Raw genomic sequence first — 21,925 nt, forward strand, 5'->3', positions numbered from 1 at the left:
CGCAGCCATATAGGTCAGTTTTTGTCCTCTACTCCGCCTACCATCGAAAAGATGATGGCGACCACGTCCCGATTACTGACCCTGTTGTCGTTGCTGCAGACCACTCGGGACTGGCCGGGCAGCGTGCTCGCCGAGCGCTTGGGGGTCAGCCCACGCACGGTTCGACGCGACGTCGATCGCCTCCGCGAGTTGGGGTACAACATCGCGGCGTCGATGGGCCCCGAGGGCGGCTACCGCCTCGACGCAGGAAACCAGTTGCCGCCGTTGCTCTTCGATGACGACCAGGTGGTAGCGCTCACTGTGGCGCTGCGATCGGTCGGCGCGGCATTGGAAGAACCGGCAGTGCGTGCCCTGTCCACGGTCCGGCAGGTGCTGCCCTCCCGGCTGAGGCATCGCGTGGATGCACTCGAATTCACGTCGATCTCTCACCCACCGGGCGGTACCGATCCGGCGCCGGTGTCGACGGACGTGCTCGTTGCGTTGTCTGCCGCGGTCCGGTCTCGCGTAGTCCTCAGATTCGAGTACGGGAGCGACGCTGAGGCGCGACCTCCCCGCACAGTGGAACCGCACCACCTCGTCACCTCGCTCGGACGGTGGTACCTGGTCGCGTGGAGTCGCGATCGCGATGCTTGGCGTGTCTTCCGTGCCGATCGCATCACCCTACGAACGCCCAACGGCCCACTGTTCGAGCCGCGACCGATCCCGGGCGGCGATGCAGCGGCATTCGTGTCGGCCCGGTTCAAGGGTTCCGATTCAGCAAACCGATGGCCGTGCGTCGGTAACGTGATTCTGCACCGATCGGCCCGCGAGGTTCTGCCGTTCGCGGGCGGGGGTGTGGTCGAGGATCTGGGCCCACACCGCTGTGGTCTGACGGACGGGTCGTGGTCCTGGATAGCTCTCGCAGGATCTCTCAACCGCTACGACACCGACGTCGATGTGGTCGGACCTGCAGAGTTGAGAGACGCTTTTGCTTTACTTGCACAACGAAACTCGGCTTCGGCAGGCGTGCTGAGGTAGTGGTCGACGTTATGATTCAGGTACCGCAGAAGGTCTGAAAGCCGGCACTGAAGTTCTCGGGCGCAGGCAGGGCATAGTCCGACCGGTCCTCGCGTCGGTCGTACGGCGACGTGACGACGTCGAGCAGGCGTTCGAAGGGTACGAGATCGCCGTTCGTCGCAGCCTGGAGCGCAGCGTCGACCAGGTGGTTACGGGGAATGTACGCCGGGTTCACCCGGTCCATGGCGTCGGCGATCGACGAGAAATCTTGTCCCCGTGCCGAAACCGCAGTCCGCCAACGGTTCAGCCACGTCGAGGACGCGTCCGGCAGAACGAGGGAATCGAACGGTGACGAGTGCCCGCGCAGGTTGTCGGCGAGGGCGCGGAAGGCCAGGGTCCAGTCGGCGCGGTGGTCCGTGAGCAACCGGTGCAGGTCGTCGACGAGCACCGCGTCCACGGCGTCGTCTCCCAATCCGAGTTTGGCGGCCATGGCGGCAGAGTAGTGCTGCCGGTAGCGATCCCCGTACGTGTCCAGGACCCCAGTGAGAGCTGTGATCGCGAGATCAGGAGTCGAATTGACCAATGGCAGTAGTGTTTCGCCGAATCTGGCCAGATTCCAGCCGAGCACTGCGGGTTGGTTGCCGTAGGCGTAGCGTCCGCCGTGGTCGATGGAGCTGAACACCGTGGCGGGATCGTAGGCGTCCAGAAAGGCGCACGGCCCGTAGTCGATGGTCTCGCCGGAGATGGTCGTGTTGTCCGTGTTCATGACACCGTGCACGAATCCGACCGACATCCATTGTGCGACAAGGGACGCCTGAGCATCGACGACGGCCTCGAAGAATGCGAGGTAGCGATCCTCGGGTGCACGCTCGGCCAATTCAGGGTAGTGGCGGGCGATCGCGTAGTCCGCGAGGGTCTGCGCGAGTCCTTCCCGCCGGGCAGCGAACTCGAAGGTGCCCACCCGCAGATGGCTCGACGCGACTCTGGCAAGCACTGCCCCGGGTTGCGGACCTCCTTCTCGCACCACCTGTTCCCCGGTCGTGACGACGGCGAGAGAACGCGTGGTGGGAATGTGCAGCGCATGCATCGCCTCGCTGATCAGGTACTCGCGCAGCATGGCTGCCACCACCGCGCGTCCGTCACCACCACGTGAGAACGGCGTTGCCCCGGACCCTTTGAGATGCAGATCGACTCGACGGCCCCGATCATCGCGAAGCTCGCCGAGCAGCAGTGCTCGGCCGTCGCCCAGCAGTGGCTGGAAGCTGCCGAACTGATGACCCGCGTAGGCCATCGCCACCGTGTCGGTCTCGGCCGGAGGAATGGATCCGGACAGCACGCCTGCCCCCTCGGCGGTGGCCAAGGATGCCGGGTCGAGCGCGAGTGACCGGGCCAGGCCGTCGTTGAGAATCAGCACGCGAGGGTCTGGTGCGTAGGCACCCTGCCACGGCATCGTGACGCCGGGAACCTGGTCGGCCAAGGTCGACTCGAACCCGAATGCGGGCAGGCTCGTGGTCGAAACGCCCGGTCCGAAAGATTCGCTCATGGTTCAGGGGTACCACGAATGGCGGCACCCAATCCCCTGGGGCACTGCAGACCGATGCCGATCAGGGGCGCGAGACTGCCCTGACGCTGGAGTCCTGCTTGCCCTCGAAAGTCTCGCTCCCGCCTGACTTGGCGGATGCCATGCGTTCCAGTTTCAACGAGCACCGTGCCCCCTGACAGAATGAACCCGTCGCCACGGGACTCGGGGTCGGCTCGGTGCACGAGCGTCGAGTCGTGGTGACGTCACCCTCGTACCCGAAGGCCCACATCCACATGCACCTGCTTCGACGATGGTGGTCGTTTCCCGCCGATTTCGCCTGGTCGGCCGCCTACCATCGGACGAGTCCGTTGCTGAGCCACGTCCACGTCGCAGTGGGCATCTGGTGCGGGTTCTTCGCGGCTCTGTGCGTCGCCGCTGCTCATACTCCTGCAGGCTTCGACTCCGGTTCTGCCGAGAAGGCCGGCTATGCGATCGCCGTGGCGAACACGCTGGTCGGAGTCGCGTGGGTCCGCGGACCGTTTCCTACCGAGAAGGTGTCTCGGTTGTTCGTCGTCCATATCGAGGTGGCGATCGCAGCCGTGTTGTTCCTGTTGGCCGATCCGTTCGTCGCGCTCCCTGGGGCAGCAGCCCTCGGGATCATCGGCAGCTACATCGCGGCCTTTCACAGTCCGAAGATGTTCGTGGCTCATCAGACCTGGTCCGTTGCAGTGACCGGAGCCCTGTTGTTCAGAGCTGTCATGGAGCCGTCGGCCGATGTGGTGCTGGCATACGCGTACCTGATTCTCCTGACCTTGATCTTGTTCTCTGCGCCGGTACTGACCCAGTCGCTTCTGTTGTTGTTGCGCAGCGACGCGGCCACTGCCTTCTACGATCCGCTGACCGGGCTGAGGAACAGGCGAGGGCTGGACGCAGCGATCACTCAGCGGGGCGACGACCCGGACGTGCACGGCAGCACAGCGGCTGTGCTCGTCGTGGATCTGGATGGGTTCAAGCTGGTGAACGACCGGTTCGGGCACGCACACGGTGACGTCGTACTTCGACTGACAGCCGAGGCGATCGACGCGGCATTCCCGCCGCCCGCCATCACCGCGCGTACCGGCGGCGAAGAATTCGCGATCCTCACCTACGTCGACACAGTCGCGGCGATCGAACAGGTCACCGATCTACAGACACGACTGGCAGCAGACTCGGAGGTGGGCGTCACAGTCAGCGTCGGCGGCGCTCACCTCGAGGCCACGTCCGTTGATCGTGACTTCCGCGGAGCCTGGAGCCGAGCGGACGTTGCCATGTACGCCGCGAAGCGCGCGGGCGGAAACTCGGTGTCGTTCGACGTGTGAACGTTGGAGGAGTCAGTTCTTCGGAAGTCCATGACATGCTCGATGAATGCCCATTCCCGGATGGCAGGACCAACCGAAAGATCGTGAGTACAACCCGAAGCTGCGCGATCTGGAGATTCCGATTCCGCGATGGTGGCCGGGTCGGATGAACATCGAGATCGTCGGCGGCGACCTCGAGACCGCCGCGGAATTCTTGCCGACTCACAGGTGAACAGACGAGAACGACTTGCGTAATGAACCTCGACACCCGGTTGGCGACCTCGATGCCCGATGCGTCGCCGCGCAGCAGATCCGCTGCGGCCCATGGTCGGAAGGTTCCGAGTCGTTCGCGATAACCGTGAATTCGCGGGTTTCGGATGTCGGTTCAGGACTTCTGGACCGGAAGGTGCCAAACAGCTTTTGTTGGGGCACAATGCTCCTCGAACGGCACAACTCGACGACGGGGACGAGATATGCGAATCTTTCTGCGAACCACCGGTACTGCCGCAGCGGCGGCCCTTCTGCTTCTCGTGTCGCCCGCCTCAGCGCTGGCTGCCGAACCCGGGGACGTCACTTACTCGTTCACTGCTGTCGGTTCGAGTGTCGAGAACACGGTCACGAACAACTCGGGCAGCATTGTCAACTGCACGACCTCGCTCGCGCCGGCACCCGACGGAGTCCTTCCCCCGGTAGGTGAAGTGATCGGAAACGGCCAGTCCCTGTACACAGCCGGGGAGGTGCAGGCAGGTGCCACCACTCAGGTGGTCTCAGATGTGCCTGCAGGCACGTACGTCGTCTTGGCCTCATGTGGTCTGACCGAGGGTGACTCGACGACGGCGTGGATCTCGGACTATCCCGGTCTCGAGGAGTTCTTGGCGCAGATCCCCTGGACGTCGTACACGGTGGAACAGGCCTCCACCATCGTCACCGTTCGGTAGGTACCGGGCAGATCCCCAACATACGTCGCGGACGGCACTGCAGCACAGAAGGATTCGACATGGCCGCAACCTTGGAACAAGCCTCCTATGTCTTTCGTGAGTGGCACAAGCGCATCGAAGAACGCGACGCGCCCGCTCTGTCAGAGCTCTACGCGGCAGATGCAGTTCTCGAAAGCCCCCTTGTGCCAGTGCTGTTCGATCTGAGATCCGGAATAGTCGAGGGAAGAATTGCACTCGACAGCTTCCTGCAGGAAACCACGCGAAAACGATTCGACGAGAACGCATCGCTGCCGCACAGCGCGGACATCTTCACATTCGACGGGCACCGCCTGGTCTGGGAACACCCACGCCAAACGACGAACGGCGACAAACTCGATCTCGTCGAGATCGTGGAACTGGACGGCCCTCTCATCTCGCGGCACCGAATCTACTGGGATTGGCACGGCATTGCGCACATCGACCCGTCCGACCGGTCGCGAGTCCTTCAGCGGGATCGGGTCTAGGAACGTCCACAAGCCCTCATCGCGACACATCGACGACTACCGCGCCGCATCCATCTGTCAGTTCTGGGGTGAGGTGAACGGGCGACAGTGTTGTCAGTGGGTGACGGCCTTCTGTCGGCAGGCCACCCGGGCCGCAATGGCCGAAGCGAGATCAGCGATCTCCTCAGCGAGAGCATCGCGACTCCTGGCATCGGTTTCATGCAGGAAAGTTGTCGATCCCACTGTCGCACCGCAGTATTCGACAATACCCCGCTCGATTTGCGTTCGGAAAGCGGCATCGATGCCGTGACGCTCGAAGCTGTCGGCGTCGTCGCCGGCAAGGGAAACCAGGTGGACGGTGAGTCGATCCAGCTTCTTGACGAAGCCGCTGTCGGGAGTGATGTCGTATGCCCATCCGCTGACGAAGACGCGATCGATCCACCCTTTGAGCAATGCAGGCATGGACCACCAGTACATCGGGAAGACCAGAATCAGGTGATCGGCGCGGTCGATTCGTTCCTGTTCGGAAAGCACGTCTGCGGGTGTGGTTCCGTTGCCCCGGAACAGATTCAGGTCGGCACCGGCAAATCGTGGATCGAAGTTCTCCGCCGCGAGATCGGCCGTCTCGACGCTGCCGCCTGCGGTGCGGATCGCCTCCGTTACGGATCGAGCGACGTGGTGGGTCAGTGAGTCGGGATCGGAATGGGAGACTACGACGAGTGCGGTCATGGCTGGTTCCTTCGGTTCGGCGAAGCGGCTATGTACCAACAGTAGGTTACTATTCGTATATAGCGCAAGGAGGTTCCCGATGGCCCGGACACGACTGTCTCGCTCAGACCGATACGACCAGTTGGTGGAGGTCTCCTGGGCTCTCGTGCGAGCGGAAGGCGCCGACGCTCTGACGCTCGGCCGACTCGCCGAACATGCCGGCGTCGCAAAACCCGTGGTGTACAGCCACTTCGCTTCGCGTGCAGAACTCCTGGCCGCACTGTTCACAGAATTCGACGACCGACAAACGGTCATGCTAGAGGAATCTCTCCATGCCGCGCCCACCTCGTTGAACGGACGCGCACACGCCATCGCCAACTCGTACGTGGGCTGCGCGTTGGCGCAGGGGCGTGAGCTGACGGGTGTGCTGGCGGCATTGGAGGGCTCGCCCGAACTCGAACAGGTCAAGCGAACGGCCGAACGGGCGTACTCCGATCGATGCCGGTCGATACTCGAGCCGTCCAGCGGCTCCGGCGGGATCTCGGCATCGTCGATCACCGCGATCTTCGGTGCAGCGGAAGCGCTCTCGCAGGCGGCGGTATCCGGAGTGCTGGGACCCGAGGAGGCGACCGAAGAATTGACCGAGCTGATCATCGCTGTCGTCGGTAGGGACTGATCGGTAGTCGACCGGCGGGTACACCGTCAGCCGGAGGTTCGCGGCTTCATGATGGGGAATCGGTTGCGCAACGCATCGAGCTGGCGATACAACTCGTAGAGGGCTTTCTTCTGTGCCTGCGATTCTTCGCTGTGCCACACATGGCTGCGGGAATCGCCGACCCGCAACGCCTTGCGCGCGAGCTGCTCGGACTCTTCGACGCGCCTCGACGCGGACGCGATCTCGACGTTCAGCATGTCGGCGAACACCCGCGCCTGAGCTGCGTCCGAATTCTCTGCCATAAGCGTCCAATCTCGATCTCGCGGCTCGACCGTTGATGGTTCGAGTACCGATGATCAGGATAACCAACCGTAAAAAGACCGCCTGACAGGCTTGTGAGTCCGAAGATGTTGTCCTGGCACCTGGACTACTACGCGGTGTAGTCGGCAGTAAGCTCCCGTCCATGTCGATGACCACGGATGGATTCGCGCTCCTGCGCGGTGCCTCCGTGGGCGCGCTGTCGGCGCTGGTCACCGCCGCAGCGCACGCATTCGGTGGTGGGATGCCTCCATCCGGCGCGGCGATGGTGCTGTTGGCCGTCGTATCCGCGGCGATCGGCTACGCGACTGCCGCGGCACCGACACCGGTGGCACCGCGCGCACAGCTGCTGATGATCCTGACCGCCGCACAGTCGGTCGGCCACCTACTGCTCACGGTTGTCGACGGTCATCATCACGGTCCGCTGATCACCCAGCAGATGTTCGCGGCCCACGCGGTTGCCATCCTGGTCGGCGCTCTGGCCATCCGCGGAGCCGAGCACGGCATCCGGCGCGCGGTCACCTCGCTCCGCGAGGCACTGCCGATGCTGGTAGCGCTCGTCGTCGACGACAATCGCATCGCCCCACCGCTCCCGGTGTATCGGATCCCGGGATCACCACGACTTCTCGATCTTTCGGGCTGCGGAAACCGCGGACCGCCTGTTCGAACTGCCTGAGCACAGCCCGAACGTCTCACCCGCACTGCTCTGCGGGTGCCGAGTCGTGGGTTGTGTCCGCATTCGATCCCGCACATCGCACGATCCGCGCTGCTTCGAGCACGCTCGATCGACTGCGCGATGCCCTTTCGCGCATATTCGCGCGCCAATCCGTGCCTTTCGTGAAACGAGTAACTCTTGTCCACACCGGAATTGGAACGCGTCGCCGACGCTTCCCCTCCCACCCGTCCGAACAGTCCGCGCAGCTGGCGTCCGCTGATCCTGCGGCTGCACTTCTATGCCGGCATCCTGGTTGCGCCGTTCATCCTGATCGCCACCATCAGCGGCGGCCTCTACGCCGTCGCACCGACCATCGAGCAACTCGTCTACCGCGACTATCTCCACGTGGATGCGACCGGCCCGGCCGTCCCCGTCGCACAACAGATTCGGGTAGCGCAGGCCGAACGACCCGATCTGACCGTCGCCGCCGTCCGCCCCGCAGCCGAAGCCGGCGACACCACTCGAGTGCTGTTCACCGACCCGAGCCTCGGCGAATCCGAGCGGCTGGCCGTCTTCGTCGACCCCGCCACCGCGACGTCCGTGGGCGAGCTGGCGGTCTACGGGTCGTCCAGTGCCCTGCCGTTGCGTACCTGGATATCCGAGCTGCACCGGCACTTGCATCTGGGGGAGCCCGGACGCATCTACAGCGAACTCGCCGCATCGTGGCTGTGGGTGATCGCGCTCGGCGGGCTCTACCTGTGGGTCGAGCGCTACCGTCGCAACCGCGACAAAGCCAGGCTGTTGACCTTCGATCGGAAATCCAAGGGCCGCAACCGGTCTCTCAATTGGCATGGTGTGGCGGGCATCTGGATCGCTGTCGGTCTGGTCTTCCTCTCCGCCACCGGATTGACGTGGTCCACCTACGCGGGGGAGAACGTCACCGAGCTGCGTTCGGCATTGAGCTGGACCACTCCCGCCGTCAGCAAGACCATCGGATCTTCCGACGCGGCATCGACCGATCATTCCGGTCACGGTGGGCATTCGATGGACATGTCGGATGACGCGTCGATGACCGACGACAACGTCGGACGCATCGACTCGGTGCTGGAGACCGCCCGAGCGAACGGCATCGGCGGTGCCGTGGAAGCGTCCATTCCAGCGTCGTCCGACACGGCGTTCGTCGTTGCCGAAACGCGTCAACCCTGGGTGATGTCGAACAACTCCATCTCGATCGACGGCAGTACCGGCGCAGTGGTCGATACCGTGTTCTTCTCCGACTGGCCCCTCGCAGCAAAGCTGTCGGCTTGGGGTATTCAGCTGCACATGGGCACGCTGTTCGGCGTAGCCAATCAGCTGGCGCTGCTCGCTCTCGCGGGCGCGTTGGTATCGATCATCGTTCGTGGCTACATGATGTGGTGGAAACGCCGCCCCACCAGGGCAACCGGCCTCACGTCAGGGCGGCCGCCTCGGCGCGGCGGCATTCGCAGAATCTCACCGATCTCCGTCGCCGTACTGGCGGTCGTCGCCGTCGCTGTCGGCTGGTTCGTTCCGCTCCTCGGGCTGAGCCTGGTGACGTTTCTCGGAGTCGACGCGGTGCTCGGTCGGGCTCGGAACGACGTGATTCGGATTGCGTTTCTTTCGAGCGGGATACCCGGAGATCATGCCCGAGGGTGACTCCGTGTTCGTATTGGCGGCGAGATTGCGTCGAGCATTGGACGGCGCATCGTTGCGGGCCGGAAGGCTGCAGGTGCCCGCACACGCAGTGGAGAATCTGGCCGGGCGAACCGTCGTCGCGCATCGGACGCACGGCAAACATCTGCTCACCGATTTCGACGACGACACGACGCTGGACACGCATCTGCGGATGAGCGGATCGTGGACGGTGGTGCGGGCCGGTCGGTCGATTCCGCAGCGCGTCCGACCCGACGTGCGGGTCCGGCTTGCCGCGGTCGACGGGCCCACCGCCTACGGAATTCTGCTGCCGGTCGTCGACTACGGATACACGCGGGACATGAATGCGCTGATCGCGCATCTCGGACCGGACCCGCTGCATCCGATTTTCGACGCCGAGCGCGCAATTGCCAACATCGCCGCCCAGGGAAGTCGGCCGATCATCGCGACGTTGCTGGACCAGAGGGTGGTCGCCGGTCCGGGAAATCTGTGGGCCAACGAGCTCTGCTTTCTGCGCGGGCTGTGGCCGTGGACACCGTCGAATGGTGTCGACGCGCAACGATTGGTCGCGTTGCTCGCGCGAGCGATGCGTCATTCGGCCACAGTTCCGGGTGCGATGCAGGTGACCACCGGAGATACTCGCCGGGGCCGTGCGCACTGGGTCGCCGGTCGGGCCGGAAAGCCGTGTCTGCGGTGTGGAACGTCGATTCGGGTGGTCGCAGAAGTGGACGGTGACCCGGACAGGCGTCGAACATGGTGGTGTCCGAGCTGTCAACCAGAGCACTAGCGACGGACGGTCGATCGCTGTTGTCTCAACGACATAACCGCCCGCGGATATCGCGTGTTGCCTGCCGATACCACTGACAGCCATTCCTCGCGAGCAGCGAATCGAAACCCCGTCGGGTCGTCAGAAGGTCGAGTTCGTCGGGTGATCGGTCTCCACCAGATCACGAGCCACACGGTGCAGAGGGAGATTCTGTTGCTGTGACAGCTTGGCCAACAGGTCGAACGCTTGGACCGCGTCGAGGTCGTAGCGCTCCATGATCATGCCCTTGGCCTGGCCGATGATGTCTCGACTGGCCAGACCGGTCCGGAACTGCTCGTTGTCGCGGGCGCTGAGCATCGCGATGGCGGCATGCGCTGCGAGGGCTTCACCGATCTCGACCGCGTCGGTGTCGAAGGCCCCCTGCACGTCGCTGTAGAAAATCAACGCACCGAGGTCATCGGCATTGCTGTACAGCTGAAACGCCGCCAAGGACTTGAATCCCTCTTTCACGGCCAGGACCGCGAACTCCGGCCATCTCGGTTCCGCTGTGAGGTCGTGCGATACCACGACGTCGAAGTGGCGAACCTCGGTGGGAATCGGGCCCTCGTCGAGCTCGTACTGAAGCCGACACAGCTTCTCCGCAAGGGGGTCGGTGGACGCTACGACGGTGCGCACGCCTTTGCGCACCGTGGTGACACATCCCACGGTTGCGCCCGGGATGAGCCGGATCGCTGTGCGCAGAATTTCGCTCACCGTCTCCGGCATCGACCGACGGGTGTCGCGCAGGGAGCGCGCGAATTCGGCGAGCGACGATGCGGGGGAAGATCCGGGAAGCTGTACACCGGTCGACGGTTGCGACATTCAGAGAGTCCTCTCGCACAAGACCTCTGCCGCCTTTCGCCGGAGAGATCCACGAACACGCCTTCTGCTGGACGCCCGTATCGGCCGACAATGTCGACTCAGTGCACTTTATACGTTGTCATCTGGAGGTTGTACCTAGAACCGAAGTGCATCGGCAGCGGCACCGGAGAACACAGAGAGGGCCGTCGACCCGGAGATCGACGGCCCTCGCGAGAGCGACCTACTTGAAGGTGTCCTTGATGTTCTCGCCGACCTTCTTCACGCCTGCCGAACCCTGGTCCTTCTTGCCCTCGGCCTCGAGGTCCTTGTTGTTCGTGGCGTCGCCCACAACTTCCTTGGCCTTGCCGATGGCGTCTTCTGCTGCGTTCTTGGCCTTGTCGATGAAGCTCATGTGAGTTCCCTTTCTCGTTTCGTGCGGTCTCAGCAGTTGGTCGAAGCTCGAACCGGAAAGCGCACATCGAATCGTTGAGATCTGGGTCACACCCAATACGTGCTCGGGCGACGTTTCCAGCAGCGGCGTGGCGGATACATTCGATCGATGATGGTCGGCAAAGTGGACAGCTTTCAGCGCAGGCACCCGTCGGCGGGTTTCCCGCTCGCGGTCCTGTACAAGTTTCTCGACGACCGAGGTGGATATCTCGCGGCTCTCATCGCGTACTACTCGTTCCTCTCGTTGTTTCCGTTGCTGCTGCTCTTCACCACCGTGCTGGGAATCGTGCTGGCCGGCGACCCGGAACTGCAGACCCGCATCATCGATTCGGCAATGAGCCAGATCCCGGTCATCGGTGATCAACTCGGTCAGCCGGATCGACTCAGCGGCGGGACAACCGCCATCGTCATCGGCGTGGTGGGGTCGCTGTACGGCGGACTCGGAGTGTCACTGGCCGCGCAGTACGCGATGAACACCGCATGGTCCGTCCCGCGAAACGAACAACCGGATCCGATCAAGGGTCGGCTGCGTGGGCTGGTGCTGCTCAGTACGGTCGGCACCGCCATCATCGGCCTGACCGTTCTCAACGGCGTCGCGTCCTCGGGCGTGTTCGGCTTTGCCGGCGGTGCACTGGCACTCGTCGGAGCGGTCGTCGTCAACGCAGTGGTCTTCATCGCTGCGTTCCGAATCGGGACCGCTCGCACCCTGACTGTGCGCGAGGTTCTGCCCGGTGCTGCGATCGCCGCGGTGATCTGGCAGGCGCTGCAATCGTTCGGCGGCATCTACATTCGCTATGTCGTCGGCAGTGCCAGCGCCAGCAACGGGATCTTCGCGATCGTCCTCGGCCTGCTCGGTTTTCTCTACGTCTCATCGGTGCTGATCGTGCTGTGTATCGAAATCAACGCCGTACGCGTCGACCACCTGCATCCCCGGGCGCTGTTGACGCCGTTCACCGACAACGTCGAACTCACCGAGGGTGACAAGAACTCCTACACCGGCCAGGCAGAAGCGCAGCGCAACAAGGGATTTCAGGACATCACCGTCACATACGACGAGCCGGATTCGGTGACGGAGGAGGACTCGTCGAGTAAGTGAGCTGAACTGGGGGTCGGCCGGTTCGCTGGTTGATCGGGGTGTGGTGAGAACCAGCAGCAGCAAGCGGGCGATCGCGTAACCCCCGTCACGAACCGGTCAACCGGTCGGTGGAAAAAGAATCCTGGTTTGTTTCGGCGAAAGCGCATGCGCAAGCGCTTGTATGCGCCTTAGGCTCCTGCAATCGAGCGACGCGACCGCGTGGCTAGGGGACAAGGGAGTCCACATGTTCAATCACCGTCGGAAGTCCGCGCTGACGATCGGGACCGTGCTCATGGCCGGTTCGCTCGTCTTCGGCCTGACCGCCTGCAGCAGCTCGGACTCGGACAGCGTCAAGGTCGGGCTCATCACCAAGACGGATTCCAATCCGTACTTCGTGAAGCTGCGCGAGGCAGCGCAGGCGCAGGCGGATTCCAGCGGAGCCGAGTTGGTGGCTCTGGCCGGCGCATTCGACGGTGACAACGAGGGACAGGTCGCGGCGATCGAGAACCTGGTGGGGCAGGGCGTGAAGGGAATTCTGATCACCCCGAACTCGTCCACCGGAGTCCTGGACGCGATCAAGAAGGCACGTGACGCCGGCGTCGTCGTCATCGCCCTCGACACCGCAACCGACCCGGAGGACGCGGTCGACGCCACGTTCGCCACCGACAACAAGGCTGCCGGAGTGAGCCAGGGTGCCTGGGTCAAGGGCACGCTCGGAACCACCGCACCCGAGGTCATCATGCTCGACGGCACCGCGGGCGGCACGGTCGACACCTTCCGTCACGACGGCTTCCTCGAAGGCATGGGCCTGACCGACAGTTCGCCGGAGATCGTCGGTCAGGAGAACACCAACGGCGATCAGACCAAGGCACAGACCGCCATGGAGAACCTGCTGCAGCGCGCGCCGGGCGTGAACGCGCTCTACACGATCAACGAGCCCGCAGCAGCGGGTGCGTACCAGGCGATTCAGTCCGCAGGCCGCGCCGATCAGATCACCATCGGCTCGATCGACGGCAGCTGCACCGGCATCGCGAACGTCAAGTCCGGCGTCATCGGCGCGACGGTGTTGCAGTTCCCGGCGAAGATGGCCGAGCAGGGCGTCGATGCAGTGGTGAAGTTCGCCGAGGACGGCACCAAGCCCAGCGGGTTCAACGACACCGGCTCGCAGTTGGTCACCGACAAGCCCGTCGACGGAATCGATTCGCAGGACACCGCATGGGGCGAAGAGAATTGCTGGGGCTGATCTCGGGTTCGAAGGTCGACCGTCGAATACGAGGGCTGATCCATGAGTACTGATACCGCCGCCGAGCCCAAGGCTCCGAGCCGATTCAACGTGGGAACCATCCTGCGGGAACCACTGCTCGGGCCGATGGCCGCGCTCCTCATCGCCGTCATCGTCTTCAGCTCGATCTCGAGCTCGTTTCTCAACCCGCAGAACGTTTCTCTGATCCTGCAGCAGTCGGTGGTCGTCGGCATCCTGGCCGTCGGCCAGACGCTGATCATCCTCACCTCCGGTATCGATCTGTCGATCGGCGCGGTGGCGGTGATGGGTTCCATCGTGATGGCGCAGTCGGCCGGCGCGAACGGTCCGGTGGTCGCGTTGGGTTCGACGCTGGCCGTCTGCGTTGCGTTCGGTGCGATCAACGGCGGATTGGTGACGGTTCTGCGACTGCCACCGTTCATCGTCACACTCGGCACGTTCACCGCGATCCAGGCGGCCACCAGGTTGCTGGCCGGCTCCGAGACCTACCAGGTGCCGAGCGGACCGCTGACGCTGTTGGGTACCTCGTTCAAGATCGGCAGCTTCTCCACGACCTACGGCGTGGTGGTGATGCTGCTGGTGTACGTCGTGATGTGGTACGCGCTGTCCCAAACCTCCTGGGGCAGGCACATTTACGCGGTCGGTGGTAGCCCGCAGGCCTCGGATCGCTCCGGCATCAAGTCCGGTCGCGTGCTGTTCTCGGTGTACATCGTCACGGGAGTCATCGCGGCGATCGCGGCGTGGGCAGCGCTCGGACGGATCCCCAATGCCGATCCGAACGCGTATCAGAATGCCAACCTCGAATCGATCACCGCGGTGGTCATCGGTGGAACCAGTCTGTTCGGTGGACGCGGCACCGTCATCGGCACTTTGGTCGGAACACTGATCGTCGGTGTTCTGCGCAATGGACTCACCCAGGCAGGCGTCGACAGTCTGTACCAGAACATCGCGACCGGCATTCTCGTCATCGTCGCGGTGGCCGTCGATCAATTCGCACGTAGGAGGTCACAGTGAGTGCCACTCTCGCTCTGGAAGCGCGTGGTCTCGTCAAGACCTACGGCAGCGTGACGGCCATCAACGGTGCAGATTTCGAGTTGCGGGCCGGTGAGGTGCTGGCGGTGATCGGCGACAACGGTGCCGGAAAGTCCAGTCTCATCAAAGCTTTGGCCGGTGCCGTCATTCCGGATTCGGGTGAGATCCTGATGAACGGCTCGCCGGTGTCGTTCAAGAACACGCGCGACGCACGGGCGGCCGGCATCGAGACGGTCTATCAGGACCTGGCCGTCATTCCGGCGCTCGACATCGCCTCGAACGTGTATCTCGGCCGTGAGATCAAGCGTAAAGGCATCAGTGGCAGCCTGTTTCGCCGCCTCGACATGCCGCGTATGCGCGAGGAATCCTCGAAGCACCTGCAGGACCTCAAGATCGGCATCAAGTCGGTCAACCAGGCGGTCGAGACGCTCTCCGGTGGTCAACGTCAGGGCGTGGCCGTAGCGCGGGCAGCGGCGTTCGGGCGAGGTGTGATCATCATGGACGAGCCGACGGCCGCACTGGGTGTGCGGGAGTCGGGCATGGTGATCGATCTGATTCGCACGATCCGCGACCGAGGCATTCCGGTGGTGCTCATCAGCCACGACATGCCGCACGTGTTCGAGGTCGCCGACCGGATTCACATCCACCGTCTCGGCAAGCGGGCGGGCGTCGTGGATCCGAAGAACCGCACCATGTCCGAGGTGGTCGCGCTCATGACCGGCGCGGAGGAGCCGACCGACGATGAACGTGCCGGGCTCTGAATCGACAAGTCCGGTCGGTGTTTTCGTCGGTCTGGCGACACTCGACGTCATCCATCGAGTGTCGGCAGCGCCGGCACCCAACCAGAAGATCACCTCGAGCGCGCAGTTCGTCGCGGCGGGAGGTCCTGCTGCCAACGCGGCAGTGACGTTCGCCGCGCTGGGCGGGGCGGCTGTGCTCGTCACCGCGCTCGGAGACGATCCGGTGGCAGCGCTGGTCAAGGCCGACCTGGAGGCCTTCGGAGTGCGGGTGATCGACGCGGCCGAGGGCTCCAGCAGGTCCGTGCCCGTCTCGGCGGTGACGGTGATCGAATCGACCGGCGACCGATCGGTCGTCTCGGCCGACGCCGTCAACTCCGACGCCTCGCCGCCGGAGGATCTCGAGGCCGTCGTTGCCGGTGCCGACGTCGTTCTGGTCGACGGGCACCACCCCCTGATCGCCTGCGCCGCCGCGGAACATGCGGCGGCGCGGGTTACCACATTGGTCGTCGACGCCGGTCGCTGGAAGCCGGTGATGAGCGAGCTGATCCCGCACGCCACGGACGTGGTGTGCTCGGCGGACTTTCGCGCTCCCGGCACCTCGGACACGACTACGACTGCCGCGGCACTCGTTGCATCCGGTGTGCGTACCGTCGTCACCACCCACGGCGGCGAGCCCGTCGAATGGTGGTCCGAGGGATCGTCGGGATCGGTCGACGTGAAGCCGGTCGCAGTTGTCGATACTCTGGGTGCCGGGGATGCGTTCCACGGCGCGTATGCCTACTACTCCACGCAGCCAGGCTCCCTTGCTGAGCGCATCGACAGGTCGGCTCACGTTGCCGCACTGCGCTGCTCGATGATCGGCCCCAGAGCGTGGCTACACGAACTTTCCAACCGCGGACTCGAAAGCGACAACGGTGAGCATTGACCAGGACGTACAGGAAGCCAGTCTCTCCGAACTCGTGGAGCTGGCTCGAAAGCTGGCCGTGTCCGGTGAGCGGCGCATACTCGGCCTGACCGGTGCGCCGGGTGCCGGAAAGTCCACTGTGGCACAGCAACTCGTAGATGCGCTCGGGCCGGAACTCGCGGTACTGGTTCCGATGGACGGATTCCACCTCGCCAACGAGGTGTTGATCGAGCTGGGCCGGCTCGATCGCAAGGGTGCCCACGACACGTTCGACGACGGTGGTTACGCGCGGTTGATCGCGGCCGTTCACGATCAGCAGCCCGGTGGTCCCCTCGTGTATGCGCCGAGATTTCGCCGAGAGATCGAGGAGTCGATCGGTTCCTCGATCCCGGTCCCGTCGACTGTCCCGCTCGTCATCACCGAGGGCAACTACCTGCTGATGGAGTCCGACGCGTGGCCGGCGGCGCGGGCGATGATCGACGAAGTCTGGTTTCTGGCTCCACACACGAGGGTTCGGCACGAGCGGCTGGTGGCCAGGCACGAGGCCTACGGAAAGTCGCACGAGGACGCGGAGTTCTGGGCCCTGGGATCGGACGAACGCAACGCGGAATTGATCGGGTCGACTGCGCGCCGCGCCGATCGAATCCTGCGGCTGACATGACGATTCCACAGAGCCACGAGACACGACAGCGCTGGGCCGACTGATATGCCCACGATGGACGATGTCGCCCGTCTGGCAGGGGTATCGGTATCGACTGTCTCACACGTGCTCAACGGAACCCGCAACGTCAATCCCGCCACCCGGCAACGCGTCGACGCGGCGATTCTCGAGATCGGCTATCGGCGCAACGTCGTCGCTCGATCGCTCGCGGCAGGTCGGACTCACACCGTGGGACTGTCCATTGCCGCGCTGACCAACCCGTACTTCGGCAGCCTGGTCCATGCCGTCGAGGAGCGGTTGTCCGAGGCCGGTTACGTCTTGATCCTCGGTGATTCGCACGACGAGCCGCGGTCCGAGCGCAGGGTGACGGACTCATTGCTGGACCGTCAGGTCGACGGCATGATTCTCGCGCCTGCAGCGGGCTCGGAATTCTCCACGATTCCCGAGATCGTGCGTAGCGGAACGCCTCTGGTGCTGATCGACCGGATGCTCGACGTCCCGTGTGATCAGGTGGGCCCGGAGAACGACGTGTCGGCGTACGAACTCACGACCCACCTGCTCGACGCCGGACATCGACGCATCGCGATCGTCCGCGGCATCGAAGGGATCTCTTCTACGACAGAGCGATTCGACGGCTATACCCGTGCACTGGCAGATCGAGGAATCGAACTCGATCCTCGATTGGTTCTCGACGGTCGGTCCAGCGTCGAGGTGGCCGAATCTCGGGTGCGTGGGCTGATGTCGGGTCCGGATCGGCCGACGGCTCTGGTGTCGATGAACAATTCGATGACCATCGGATCGCTGAAAGCCGTTCGTGGCCTGGGCTTGTCGATTCCCGTCGACCTCGCCTTCGTCTGCTACGACGACTTCGAGTGGTCGGATCTGTTCGAGCCCCGGCTCACAGCGGCGGCTCAGGACGTGCAGACGATCGGCCGAACCGCAGCCGACCTGGTTCTTCGGCGGATCGAGGGGCACGAGGACGCGCCCCGCTCGATCCGCGTACCGACCACCTTCACCCACCGAAATTCCTGCGGCTGCAGTGCACCTCGAGCCGACATGCCGCCCGCACCCGAAAGATAGGACAGCTCATGCCGATTGCCAGTCCGGACCAGTACGCCGCCATGCTGGATCGCGCCAAGGAGGGCGGGTTCGCCTACCCGTCGATCAACGTCACCGGCTCGCAGACACTCAACGCAGTTCTGCAGGGATTCGCCGAAGCCGAGAGTGACGGGATCATCCAGGTATCGGTCGGTACCGCGCTCTATCTGTCCGGTAATGCGGTGCAGAACCGCTTCGCCGGCTCGAAGGCGCTCGCGCAGTATGCCCACGAAGTGGCTCAACACTATTCGATCTCGGTGGCACTGCACACCGATCACTGCCCCGCCGAGAATCTGGACGACTGGGTGCGGCCCCTGCTCGCCGACGCGATCGAACGACGCGGCCGCGGATCGGCACCGCTGTACCAATCGCACATGTGGGACGGGTCGGCTGTGCCGCTGGACGAAAATCTGCGGATCGCGCGCGAGTTGCTCGATCTGTCAGTGCAGGCCGACACCATTCTGGAGATCGAAGTGGGAGTGATCGGCGGCGAGGAGGACGGGGTGTCGCACGAGATCAACGAACAGCTGTACTCGACGGTCGACGACGCGCGCGCCACGATCGCTGCGCTCGGTGCGGGGGAGCGCGGTCGCTACATGACGGCCTTGACTTTCGGCAACGTCCACGGCGTCTACAACCCCGACTCGGTGCATCTACGACCCGAGATCCTCGACGAGATCCAGTCCGTCCTCGGAGCCGAGACCGGTAAGGACAAGCCGTTCGATCTGGTGTTCCACGGCGGATCGGGATCGAGTGCCGCCGACATCGCCTCCGCCGTCGCGAGCGGGGTGATCAAGATGAACATCGATACCGACACCCAATACGCCTTCACCCGGTCCATCGCAGGGCACATGTTGAGCAAGTACGACCAGGTTCTCAAGGTCGACGGCGAGTACGGCAACAAGAAGGCCTACGACCCCCGATCGTGGGGCAAGCCGGCCGAGACGGCGATGGCAGCGAGAGTGGTCGAGGCGACACAGATGCTGGGCTCGGCAGGGCGCACGATGCGCTGAGAACCTATTTCGTCGAGTGTGTCGACATCTGCGTGCCGGTTCCGTCCCAGGGGCGAATGCGGCAAGAATGGCCGCATCGAACGTCAGGAGACACCATGGCCAAGTACCTCATGCTCAAGCACTACCGCGGCGCTCCGGAGCCGATCGACAACGTCCCGATGGACCGGTGGACCCCGGCGGAGGTGCGCGACCACATCCAGTTCATGCAGGATTTCGCCGCCGAGCTCGAAGCCACCGGCGAGTTCGTCGACGCCCAGGCCCTGGCCCCCGAGGGGACCTGGGTCAGCTCCGGCGGTGAGGGCAAGCCACCGGTCACCGACGGTCCGTTCGCCGAGACCAAGGATCTCATCGCAGGCTGGATGATCATCGACGTCGAGAGCTACGAGCGGGCGCTCGAGCTCGCCGGACAGCTGTCGGCCGCGCCGGGAGCAGGCGGCAAACCGATTCACGAATGGCTCGAGTTGCGTCCGTTCATGGAGGCTCCTCCCACCATCGCCGACTGACGATCGCCATGAACCCCCACGTGCTGCGGGCACTGACACCCGCGGTGATCGGCGTCCTCGTCCACCGCGGAGCAGACTTCGCGTCGGCCGAGGACGCCGCGGCGGAGGCGCTGCTCGAGGCGACCTTCACGTGGGTCGCCGAAGCGCCGACCGATCCGAAGGGTTGGCTGGTGACCGTCGCGTGGCGAAAGTTTCTGGACGCGCAACGCTCCGAAAAGGCGCGACGAGCCCGTGAGGTTCGAGTCGCTGCCCAACCTGATCCCGGCAGTGTGGGCGGCGTCGACGACACGTTGCAGTTGTTCTTCCTGTGCGCGCATCCCTCGCTCGGTCCGGCGGCAGCGGTGGCACTGACGCTGCGTGCCGTCGGGGGATTGACGACGCGGCAGATCGCGCAGGCGTATCTGGTGCCGGAGAAGACCATGGCGCAACGCATCAGCCGAGCCAAACGCACGGTGCGCGACGTGCGTTTGGACGCCCCCGGTGATGTGGGGACGGTGCGACGGGTGCTGTATCTCGTCTTCAACGAGGGGTACACCGGGGACATCGATCTGGCGGCCGAGGCGATTCGGTTGACCCGGCAGTTGGCCAGGCTGTCCGACGGCGAGGAAACGGCCGGACTGTTGGCGCTGATGCTGCTGCACCACGCACGGCGTTCGGCCAGGACGGGGCCCGACGGTCACGTCATCCCTCTCGCTGAACAAGACCGATCTCGTTGGGACACAACGCTGATAGCGGAGGGAGTGCGGATTCTGCAGGCCGCGCTCGCCCAGGATCGGTTGGGTGAGTTCCAGGCGCAGGCGGCCATTGCCGCCCTGCACGCCGATGCGAGCTGTGTGGAGGAGACCGACTGGCCGCAGATCGTCGAGTGGTACGACGAGTTGCTCGCTCTCACGGACAGTTCCGTGGTGCGACTCAATCGAGCGGTGGCGATCGGGGAGGCCGACGGTCCGACGGCGGGGCTTGCGGCGCTGGGCGAGGTCGATTCGGCCGTCCCGCGGCACACAGCGGCGGCCGCGTACCTGTACGAGAAGGCCGGTGATCTGCAGCGTGCCGCCGAGTTGTACGCGCAGGCGGCGGAGCAGGCGTCGTCGATTCCCGAGCGGCACCATCTGACGCTGCAGGCCGCGCGGATCCGGGCCATCTGAGCCATCCCGGCAGCAGGCGAACGGACCGATCGGTTTCGTAATCTGATCGTTAGCGGTAGAAAACGGAATTCGTGCAATCCTCGTATGGTGCTGATGTTGCCTGTGGGACAGAAGAAAAAGAGGCGAACTCGATCCGCTGCGGTCGTGACGGCCGCCGCAGTGGCGTCGATGCTGATGACCGGAACGTCTGTGCAGGCGCTGCCGGGCAACTCCGGATCGGCCGACGCGGCGGTGGGAGCCGTCGGGATACATCAGGTGTCTGCCACTCGCGCTGTGCTGAACGTGTTCTCCCCGTCCATGAATCGCGTGATTTCCAACGAGGTGTTGCACTCACCGCAGGGCGGGCCTGCGCCGAGCCTGATCTTGCTCAACGGCGCACTCGGCAACGAGGACGGTGTCGGCTGGCTCAACAACTCCGGCGTCGAGGAGTTCTTCCTGGACAAGAACGTCACGGTCGTCGCACCGATCGGTGGCCGCTTCAGCTTCTACACGGACTGGCAGACTCCGGATCCGGTGCTGGGCAAGAACATGTGGCAGACCTACCTCACCCGCGAGCTACCCGCAGCCGTCGACGCCGCCTATGGATCCAACGGTCGACGCGGCGTGGCAGGACTGTCGATGAGCGGTGGTCCTGCACTCGATCTGGCGATTCAGGCCCCGGACGTGTTCGACGCGGCCGCGTCGTTCAGTGGTTGCCCGGCACCCTCCAACCCGCTTGCCACCGCCGGTATTTCGGCGATGATCGCCGGCGGACTGAACAATCCGTTCAACATGTGGGGGCTGCCGGGAAGCCAGGGGTGGCGCGACCACGACCCCTCGCTCAACGTCGAGCGCTTGCGCGGAACCGCCGTGTACGTCAGTTCGTCGCGTGGACTCCCCGGGCCTGTGGACCGCATTCCCGAGGGCGCGATCCCGCCGTTCGGAGGAATGGCGGTCGAAGCGATGGTCAACCACTGCACATCGATTTTCGTCGACGCTCTGCGCCGAGCCGATGTGCCGGCAACGGTCTCCATGCGCGAGGAGGGCGCACACACGTGGCCGTTGTTCGAGGATCAGTTGCGCGAAGCCTGGTTCATCACGCTGGCACCGGCTCTCGGAACCAGCTGATTGCCCCGAGACTTTCGCGGGTACGCGTCGATGGATACCACCGACGAA

The 21,925-nt window shown here is 64.3% G+C and carries 25 protein-coding genes; 20 read left to right on the forward strand and 5 right to left on the reverse strand.

The window, feature by feature from the left end:
- The first annotated feature begins 51 nt into the window (after positions 1-51).
- Positions 52-1,017 (forward strand): helix-turn-helix transcriptional regulator, encoded by a 966-nt coding sequence (locus R4P57_RS13795; protein ID WP_317803391.1) that lies wholly within the window; start codon positions 52-54, stop codon positions 1,015-1,017.
- 16 nt (positions 1,018-1,033) lie between these two features.
- Here R4P57_RS13795 and R4P57_RS13800 read toward each other — a convergent pair whose 3' ends face one another.
- A complete protein-coding gene (locus tag R4P57_RS13800; protein ID WP_317803392.1) occupies positions 1,034-2,539 on the reverse strand; it encodes a protein adenylyltransferase SelO in 1,506 nt (501 codons plus the stop codon).
- A gap of 233 nt (positions 2,540-2,772) precedes the next feature.
- Here R4P57_RS13800 and R4P57_RS13805 point away from each other — a divergent pair, with 233 nt between their 5' ends.
- From R4P57_RS13805 to R4P57_RS13820, 4 genes are all read left to right on the forward strand, one after another.
- The gene (locus tag R4P57_RS13805; RefSeq protein ID WP_317803393.1) at positions 2,773-3,876 is read left to right on the forward strand and encodes a GGDEF domain-containing protein; all 1,104 of its coding nucleotides are present in this window, start codon (positions 2,773-2,775) and stop codon (positions 3,874-3,876) included.
- A 46-nt stretch (positions 3,877-3,922) separates the two neighbouring features.
- Positions 3,923-4,087, forward strand: coding sequence for a hypothetical protein (locus tag R4P57_RS13810; protein WP_317803394.1), 165 nt, complete (start codon positions 3,923-3,925; stop codon positions 4,085-4,087).
- A gap of 241 nt (positions 4,088-4,328) precedes the next feature.
- Positions 4,329-4,793: a hypothetical protein gene (locus tag R4P57_RS13815; protein WP_317803395.1), complete on the forward strand. Its 465-nt coding sequence runs from the start codon at positions 4,329-4,331 to the stop codon at positions 4,791-4,793.
- Positions 4,794-4,852: 59 nt separating this feature from the next.
- Entirely contained in the window at positions 4,853-5,296 is a 444-nt protein-coding gene (locus R4P57_RS13820) for a hypothetical protein (protein WP_317803396.1), read from the forward strand.
- A 93-nt stretch (positions 5,297-5,389) separates the two neighbouring features.
- On the opposite strand, the gene R4P57_RS13825 is transcribed toward R4P57_RS13820, so the two are convergent.
- A complete protein-coding gene (locus R4P57_RS13825) occupies positions 5,390-6,004 on the reverse strand; it encodes an NAD(P)H-dependent oxidoreductase (RefSeq protein WP_317803397.1) in 615 nt (204 codons plus the stop codon).
- A 79-nt stretch (positions 6,005-6,083) separates the two neighbouring features.
- Between R4P57_RS13825 and R4P57_RS13830 the strand changes: the two genes are divergently transcribed.
- The gene (locus tag R4P57_RS13830; protein ID WP_317803398.1) at positions 6,084-6,659 is read left to right on the forward strand and encodes a TetR/AcrR family transcriptional regulator; all 576 of its coding nucleotides are present in this window, start codon (positions 6,084-6,086) and stop codon (positions 6,657-6,659) included.
- Between the two features lie 26 nt (positions 6,660-6,685).
- Here R4P57_RS13830 and R4P57_RS13835 read toward each other — a convergent pair whose 3' ends face one another.
- The gene (locus tag R4P57_RS13835) at positions 6,686-6,940 is read right to left on the reverse strand and encodes a hypothetical protein (protein ID WP_317803399.1); all 255 of its coding nucleotides are present in this window, start codon (positions 6,938-6,940) and stop codon (positions 6,686-6,688) included.
- 161 nt (positions 6,941-7,101) lie between these two features.
- Between R4P57_RS13835 and R4P57_RS13840 the strand changes: the two genes are divergently transcribed.
- The 3 genes from R4P57_RS13840 to R4P57_RS13850 all read left to right on the forward strand — a co-directional run bounded on the left by R4P57_RS13840 (position 7,102) and on the right by R4P57_RS13850 (position 10,069).
- Positions 7,102-7,632, forward strand: coding sequence for a hypothetical protein (locus tag R4P57_RS13840; RefSeq protein ID WP_317803400.1), 531 nt, complete (start codon positions 7,102-7,104; stop codon positions 7,630-7,632).
- A gap of 177 nt (positions 7,633-7,809) precedes the next feature.
- Positions 7,810-9,285 carry a PepSY domain-containing protein gene (locus R4P57_RS13845; RefSeq protein WP_317803401.1) on the forward strand — a complete coding sequence of 492 codons (1,476 nt, stop codon included), beginning with the start codon at positions 7,810-7,812 and terminating at the stop codon, positions 9,283-9,285.
- Positions 9,272-10,069 carry a DNA-formamidopyrimidine glycosylase family protein gene (locus R4P57_RS13850; RefSeq protein WP_317803402.1) on the forward strand — a complete coding sequence of 266 codons (798 nt, stop codon included), beginning with the start codon at positions 9,272-9,274 and terminating at the stop codon, positions 10,067-10,069. The genes R4P57_RS13845 and R4P57_RS13850 overlap by 14 nt, the downstream gene beginning before the upstream one ends.
- A gap of 120 nt (positions 10,070-10,189) precedes the next feature.
- Here the strand turns inward: R4P57_RS13850 and R4P57_RS13855 are convergent, their stop codons facing one another.
- Complete coding sequence (locus R4P57_RS13855; protein ID WP_317803403.1) at positions 10,190-10,909, reverse strand: GAF and ANTAR domain-containing protein; 720 nt, start codon at positions 10,907-10,909, stop codon at positions 10,190-10,192.
- Positions 10,910-11,129: 220 nt separating this feature from the next.
- The gene (locus R4P57_RS13860) at positions 11,130-11,300 is read right to left on the reverse strand and encodes a CsbD family protein (RefSeq protein ID WP_027495724.1); all 171 of its coding nucleotides are present in this window, start codon (positions 11,298-11,300) and stop codon (positions 11,130-11,132) included.
- Positions 11,301-11,450: 150 nt separating this feature from the next.
- Here R4P57_RS13860 and R4P57_RS13865 point away from each other — a divergent pair, with 150 nt between their 5' ends.
- The 11 genes from R4P57_RS13865 (at position 11,451) to R4P57_RS13915 (ending at position 21,877) form a co-directional block, all read left to right on the forward strand.
- Positions 11,451-12,434: a YihY/virulence factor BrkB family protein gene (locus R4P57_RS13865; RefSeq protein WP_317803653.1), complete on the forward strand. Its 984-nt coding sequence runs from the start codon at positions 11,451-11,453 to the stop codon at positions 12,432-12,434.
- A gap of 223 nt (positions 12,435-12,657) precedes the next feature.
- Positions 12,658-13,656, forward strand: coding sequence for a substrate-binding domain-containing protein (locus R4P57_RS13870; RefSeq protein WP_317803404.1), 999 nt, complete (start codon positions 12,658-12,660; stop codon positions 13,654-13,656).
- Between the two features lie 42 nt (positions 13,657-13,698).
- Entirely contained in the window at positions 13,699-14,688 is a 990-nt protein-coding gene (locus tag R4P57_RS13875) for an ABC transporter permease (protein ID WP_317803405.1), read from the forward strand.
- Positions 14,685-15,467, forward strand: a complete 783-nt coding sequence (locus tag R4P57_RS13880; protein ID WP_037194425.1) for an ATP-binding cassette domain-containing protein — start codon at positions 14,685-14,687, stop codon at positions 15,465-15,467. Before R4P57_RS13875 ends, R4P57_RS13880 begins: the two co-directional genes overlap by 4 nt.
- Positions 15,448-16,371 (forward strand): PfkB family carbohydrate kinase, encoded by a 924-nt coding sequence (locus R4P57_RS13885; protein ID WP_317803406.1) that lies wholly within the window; start codon positions 15,448-15,450, stop codon positions 16,369-16,371. Before R4P57_RS13880 ends, R4P57_RS13885 begins: the two co-directional genes overlap by 20 nt.
- Entirely contained in the window at positions 16,361-17,011 is a 651-nt protein-coding gene (locus R4P57_RS13890; RefSeq protein WP_317803407.1) for a nucleoside/nucleotide kinase family protein, read from the forward strand. The genes R4P57_RS13885 and R4P57_RS13890 overlap by 11 nt, the downstream gene beginning before the upstream one ends.
- A 54-nt stretch (positions 17,012-17,065) precedes the next feature.
- Complete coding sequence (locus R4P57_RS13895; protein ID WP_317803408.1) at positions 17,066-18,091, forward strand: LacI family DNA-binding transcriptional regulator; 1,026 nt, start codon at positions 17,066-17,068, stop codon at positions 18,089-18,091.
- 8 nt (positions 18,092-18,099) lie between these two features.
- Positions 18,100-19,122, forward strand: a complete 1,023-nt coding sequence (fbaA, locus tag R4P57_RS13900) for a class II fructose-bisphosphate aldolase (RefSeq protein WP_317803409.1) — start codon at positions 18,100-18,102, stop codon at positions 19,120-19,122.
- A gap of 95 nt (positions 19,123-19,217) precedes the next feature.
- Positions 19,218-19,625, forward strand: coding sequence for a YciI family protein (locus R4P57_RS13905; RefSeq protein WP_317803410.1), 408 nt, complete (start codon positions 19,218-19,220; stop codon positions 19,623-19,625).
- Positions 19,626-19,633: 8 nt separating this feature from the next.
- Positions 19,634-20,770: an RNA polymerase sigma factor gene (locus R4P57_RS13910; protein ID WP_317803411.1), complete on the forward strand. Its 1,137-nt coding sequence runs from the start codon at positions 19,634-19,636 to the stop codon at positions 20,768-20,770.
- Positions 20,771-20,914: 144 nt separating this feature from the next.
- Positions 20,915-21,877, forward strand: a complete 963-nt coding sequence (locus R4P57_RS13915) for an alpha/beta hydrolase family protein (protein WP_317803412.1) — start codon at positions 20,915-20,917, stop codon at positions 21,875-21,877.
- The last annotated feature ends 48 nt before the right edge of the window (positions 21,878-21,925 follow it).

The sequence above is a fragment of the Rhodococcus sp. IEGM 1330 genome (assembly GCF_033142445.1).
Lineage (GTDB): Bacteria > Actinomycetota > Actinomycetes > Mycobacteriales > Mycobacteriaceae > Rhodococcoides.

What these genes read in the sequence shown, in the direction of transcription:
- R4P57_RS13795 (WP_317803391.1), top strand. Translation starts at nt 52, where the DNA reads ATGATGGCGACCACGTCCCGATTACTGACCCTGTTGTCGTTGCTGCAG.
- R4P57_RS13800 (WP_317803392.1), bottom strand. Translation starts at nt 2,539, where the DNA reads ATGAGCGAATCTTTCGGACCGGGCGTTTCGACCACGAGCCTGCCCGCA.
- R4P57_RS13810 (WP_317803394.1), top strand. Translation starts at nt 3,923, where the DNA reads ATGCCCATTCCCGGATGGCAGGACCAACCGAAAGATCGTGAGTACAAC.
- R4P57_RS13815 (WP_317803395.1), top strand. Translation starts at nt 4,329, where the DNA reads ATGCGAATCTTTCTGCGAACCACCGGTACTGCCGCAGCGGCGGCCCTT.
- R4P57_RS13820 (WP_317803396.1), top strand. Translation starts at nt 4,853, where the DNA reads ATGGCCGCAACCTTGGAACAAGCCTCCTATGTCTTTCGTGAGTGGCAC.
- R4P57_RS13825 (WP_317803397.1), bottom strand. Translation starts at nt 6,004, where the DNA reads ATGACCGCACTCGTCGTAGTCTCCCATTCCGATCCCGACTCACTGACC.
- R4P57_RS13830 (WP_317803398.1), top strand. Translation starts at nt 6,084, where the DNA reads ATGGCCCGGACACGACTGTCTCGCTCAGACCGATACGACCAGTTGGTG.
- R4P57_RS13835 (WP_317803399.1), bottom strand. Translation starts at nt 6,940, where the DNA reads ATGGCAGAGAATTCGGACGCAGCTCAGGCGCGGGTGTTCGCCGACATG.
- R4P57_RS13840 (WP_317803400.1), top strand. Translation starts at nt 7,102, where the DNA reads ATGTCGATGACCACGGATGGATTCGCGCTCCTGCGCGGTGCCTCCGTG.
- R4P57_RS13850 (WP_317803402.1), top strand. Translation starts at nt 9,272, where the DNA reads ATGCCCGAGGGTGACTCCGTGTTCGTATTGGCGGCGAGATTGCGTCGA.
- R4P57_RS13855 (WP_317803403.1), bottom strand. Translation starts at nt 10,909, where the DNA reads ATGTCGCAACCGTCGACCGGTGTACAGCTTCCCGGATCTTCCCCCGCA.
- R4P57_RS13860 (WP_027495724.1), bottom strand. Translation starts at nt 11,300, where the DNA reads ATGAGCTTCATCGACAAGGCCAAGAACGCAGCAGAAGACGCCATCGGC.
- R4P57_RS13865 (WP_317803653.1), top strand. Translation starts at nt 11,451, where the DNA reads ATGGTCGGCAAAGTGGACAGCTTTCAGCGCAGGCACCCGTCGGCGGGT.
- R4P57_RS13870 (WP_317803404.1), top strand. Translation starts at nt 12,658, where the DNA reads ATGTTCAATCACCGTCGGAAGTCCGCGCTGACGATCGGGACCGTGCTC.
- R4P57_RS13875 (WP_317803405.1), top strand. Translation starts at nt 13,699, where the DNA reads ATGAGTACTGATACCGCCGCCGAGCCCAAGGCTCCGAGCCGATTCAAC.
- R4P57_RS13885 (WP_317803406.1), top strand. Translation starts at nt 15,448, where the DNA reads ATGAACGTGCCGGGCTCTGAATCGACAAGTCCGGTCGGTGTTTTCGTC.
- R4P57_RS13895 (WP_317803408.1), top strand. Translation starts at nt 17,066, where the DNA reads ATGGACGATGTCGCCCGTCTGGCAGGGGTATCGGTATCGACTGTCTCA.
- fbaA (WP_317803409.1), top strand. Translation starts at nt 18,100, where the DNA reads ATGCCGATTGCCAGTCCGGACCAGTACGCCGCCATGCTGGATCGCGCC.
- R4P57_RS13905 (WP_317803410.1), top strand. Translation starts at nt 19,218, where the DNA reads ATGGCCAAGTACCTCATGCTCAAGCACTACCGCGGCGCTCCGGAGCCG.
- R4P57_RS13910 (WP_317803411.1), top strand. Translation starts at nt 19,634, where the DNA reads ATGAACCCCCACGTGCTGCGGGCACTGACACCCGCGGTGATCGGCGTC.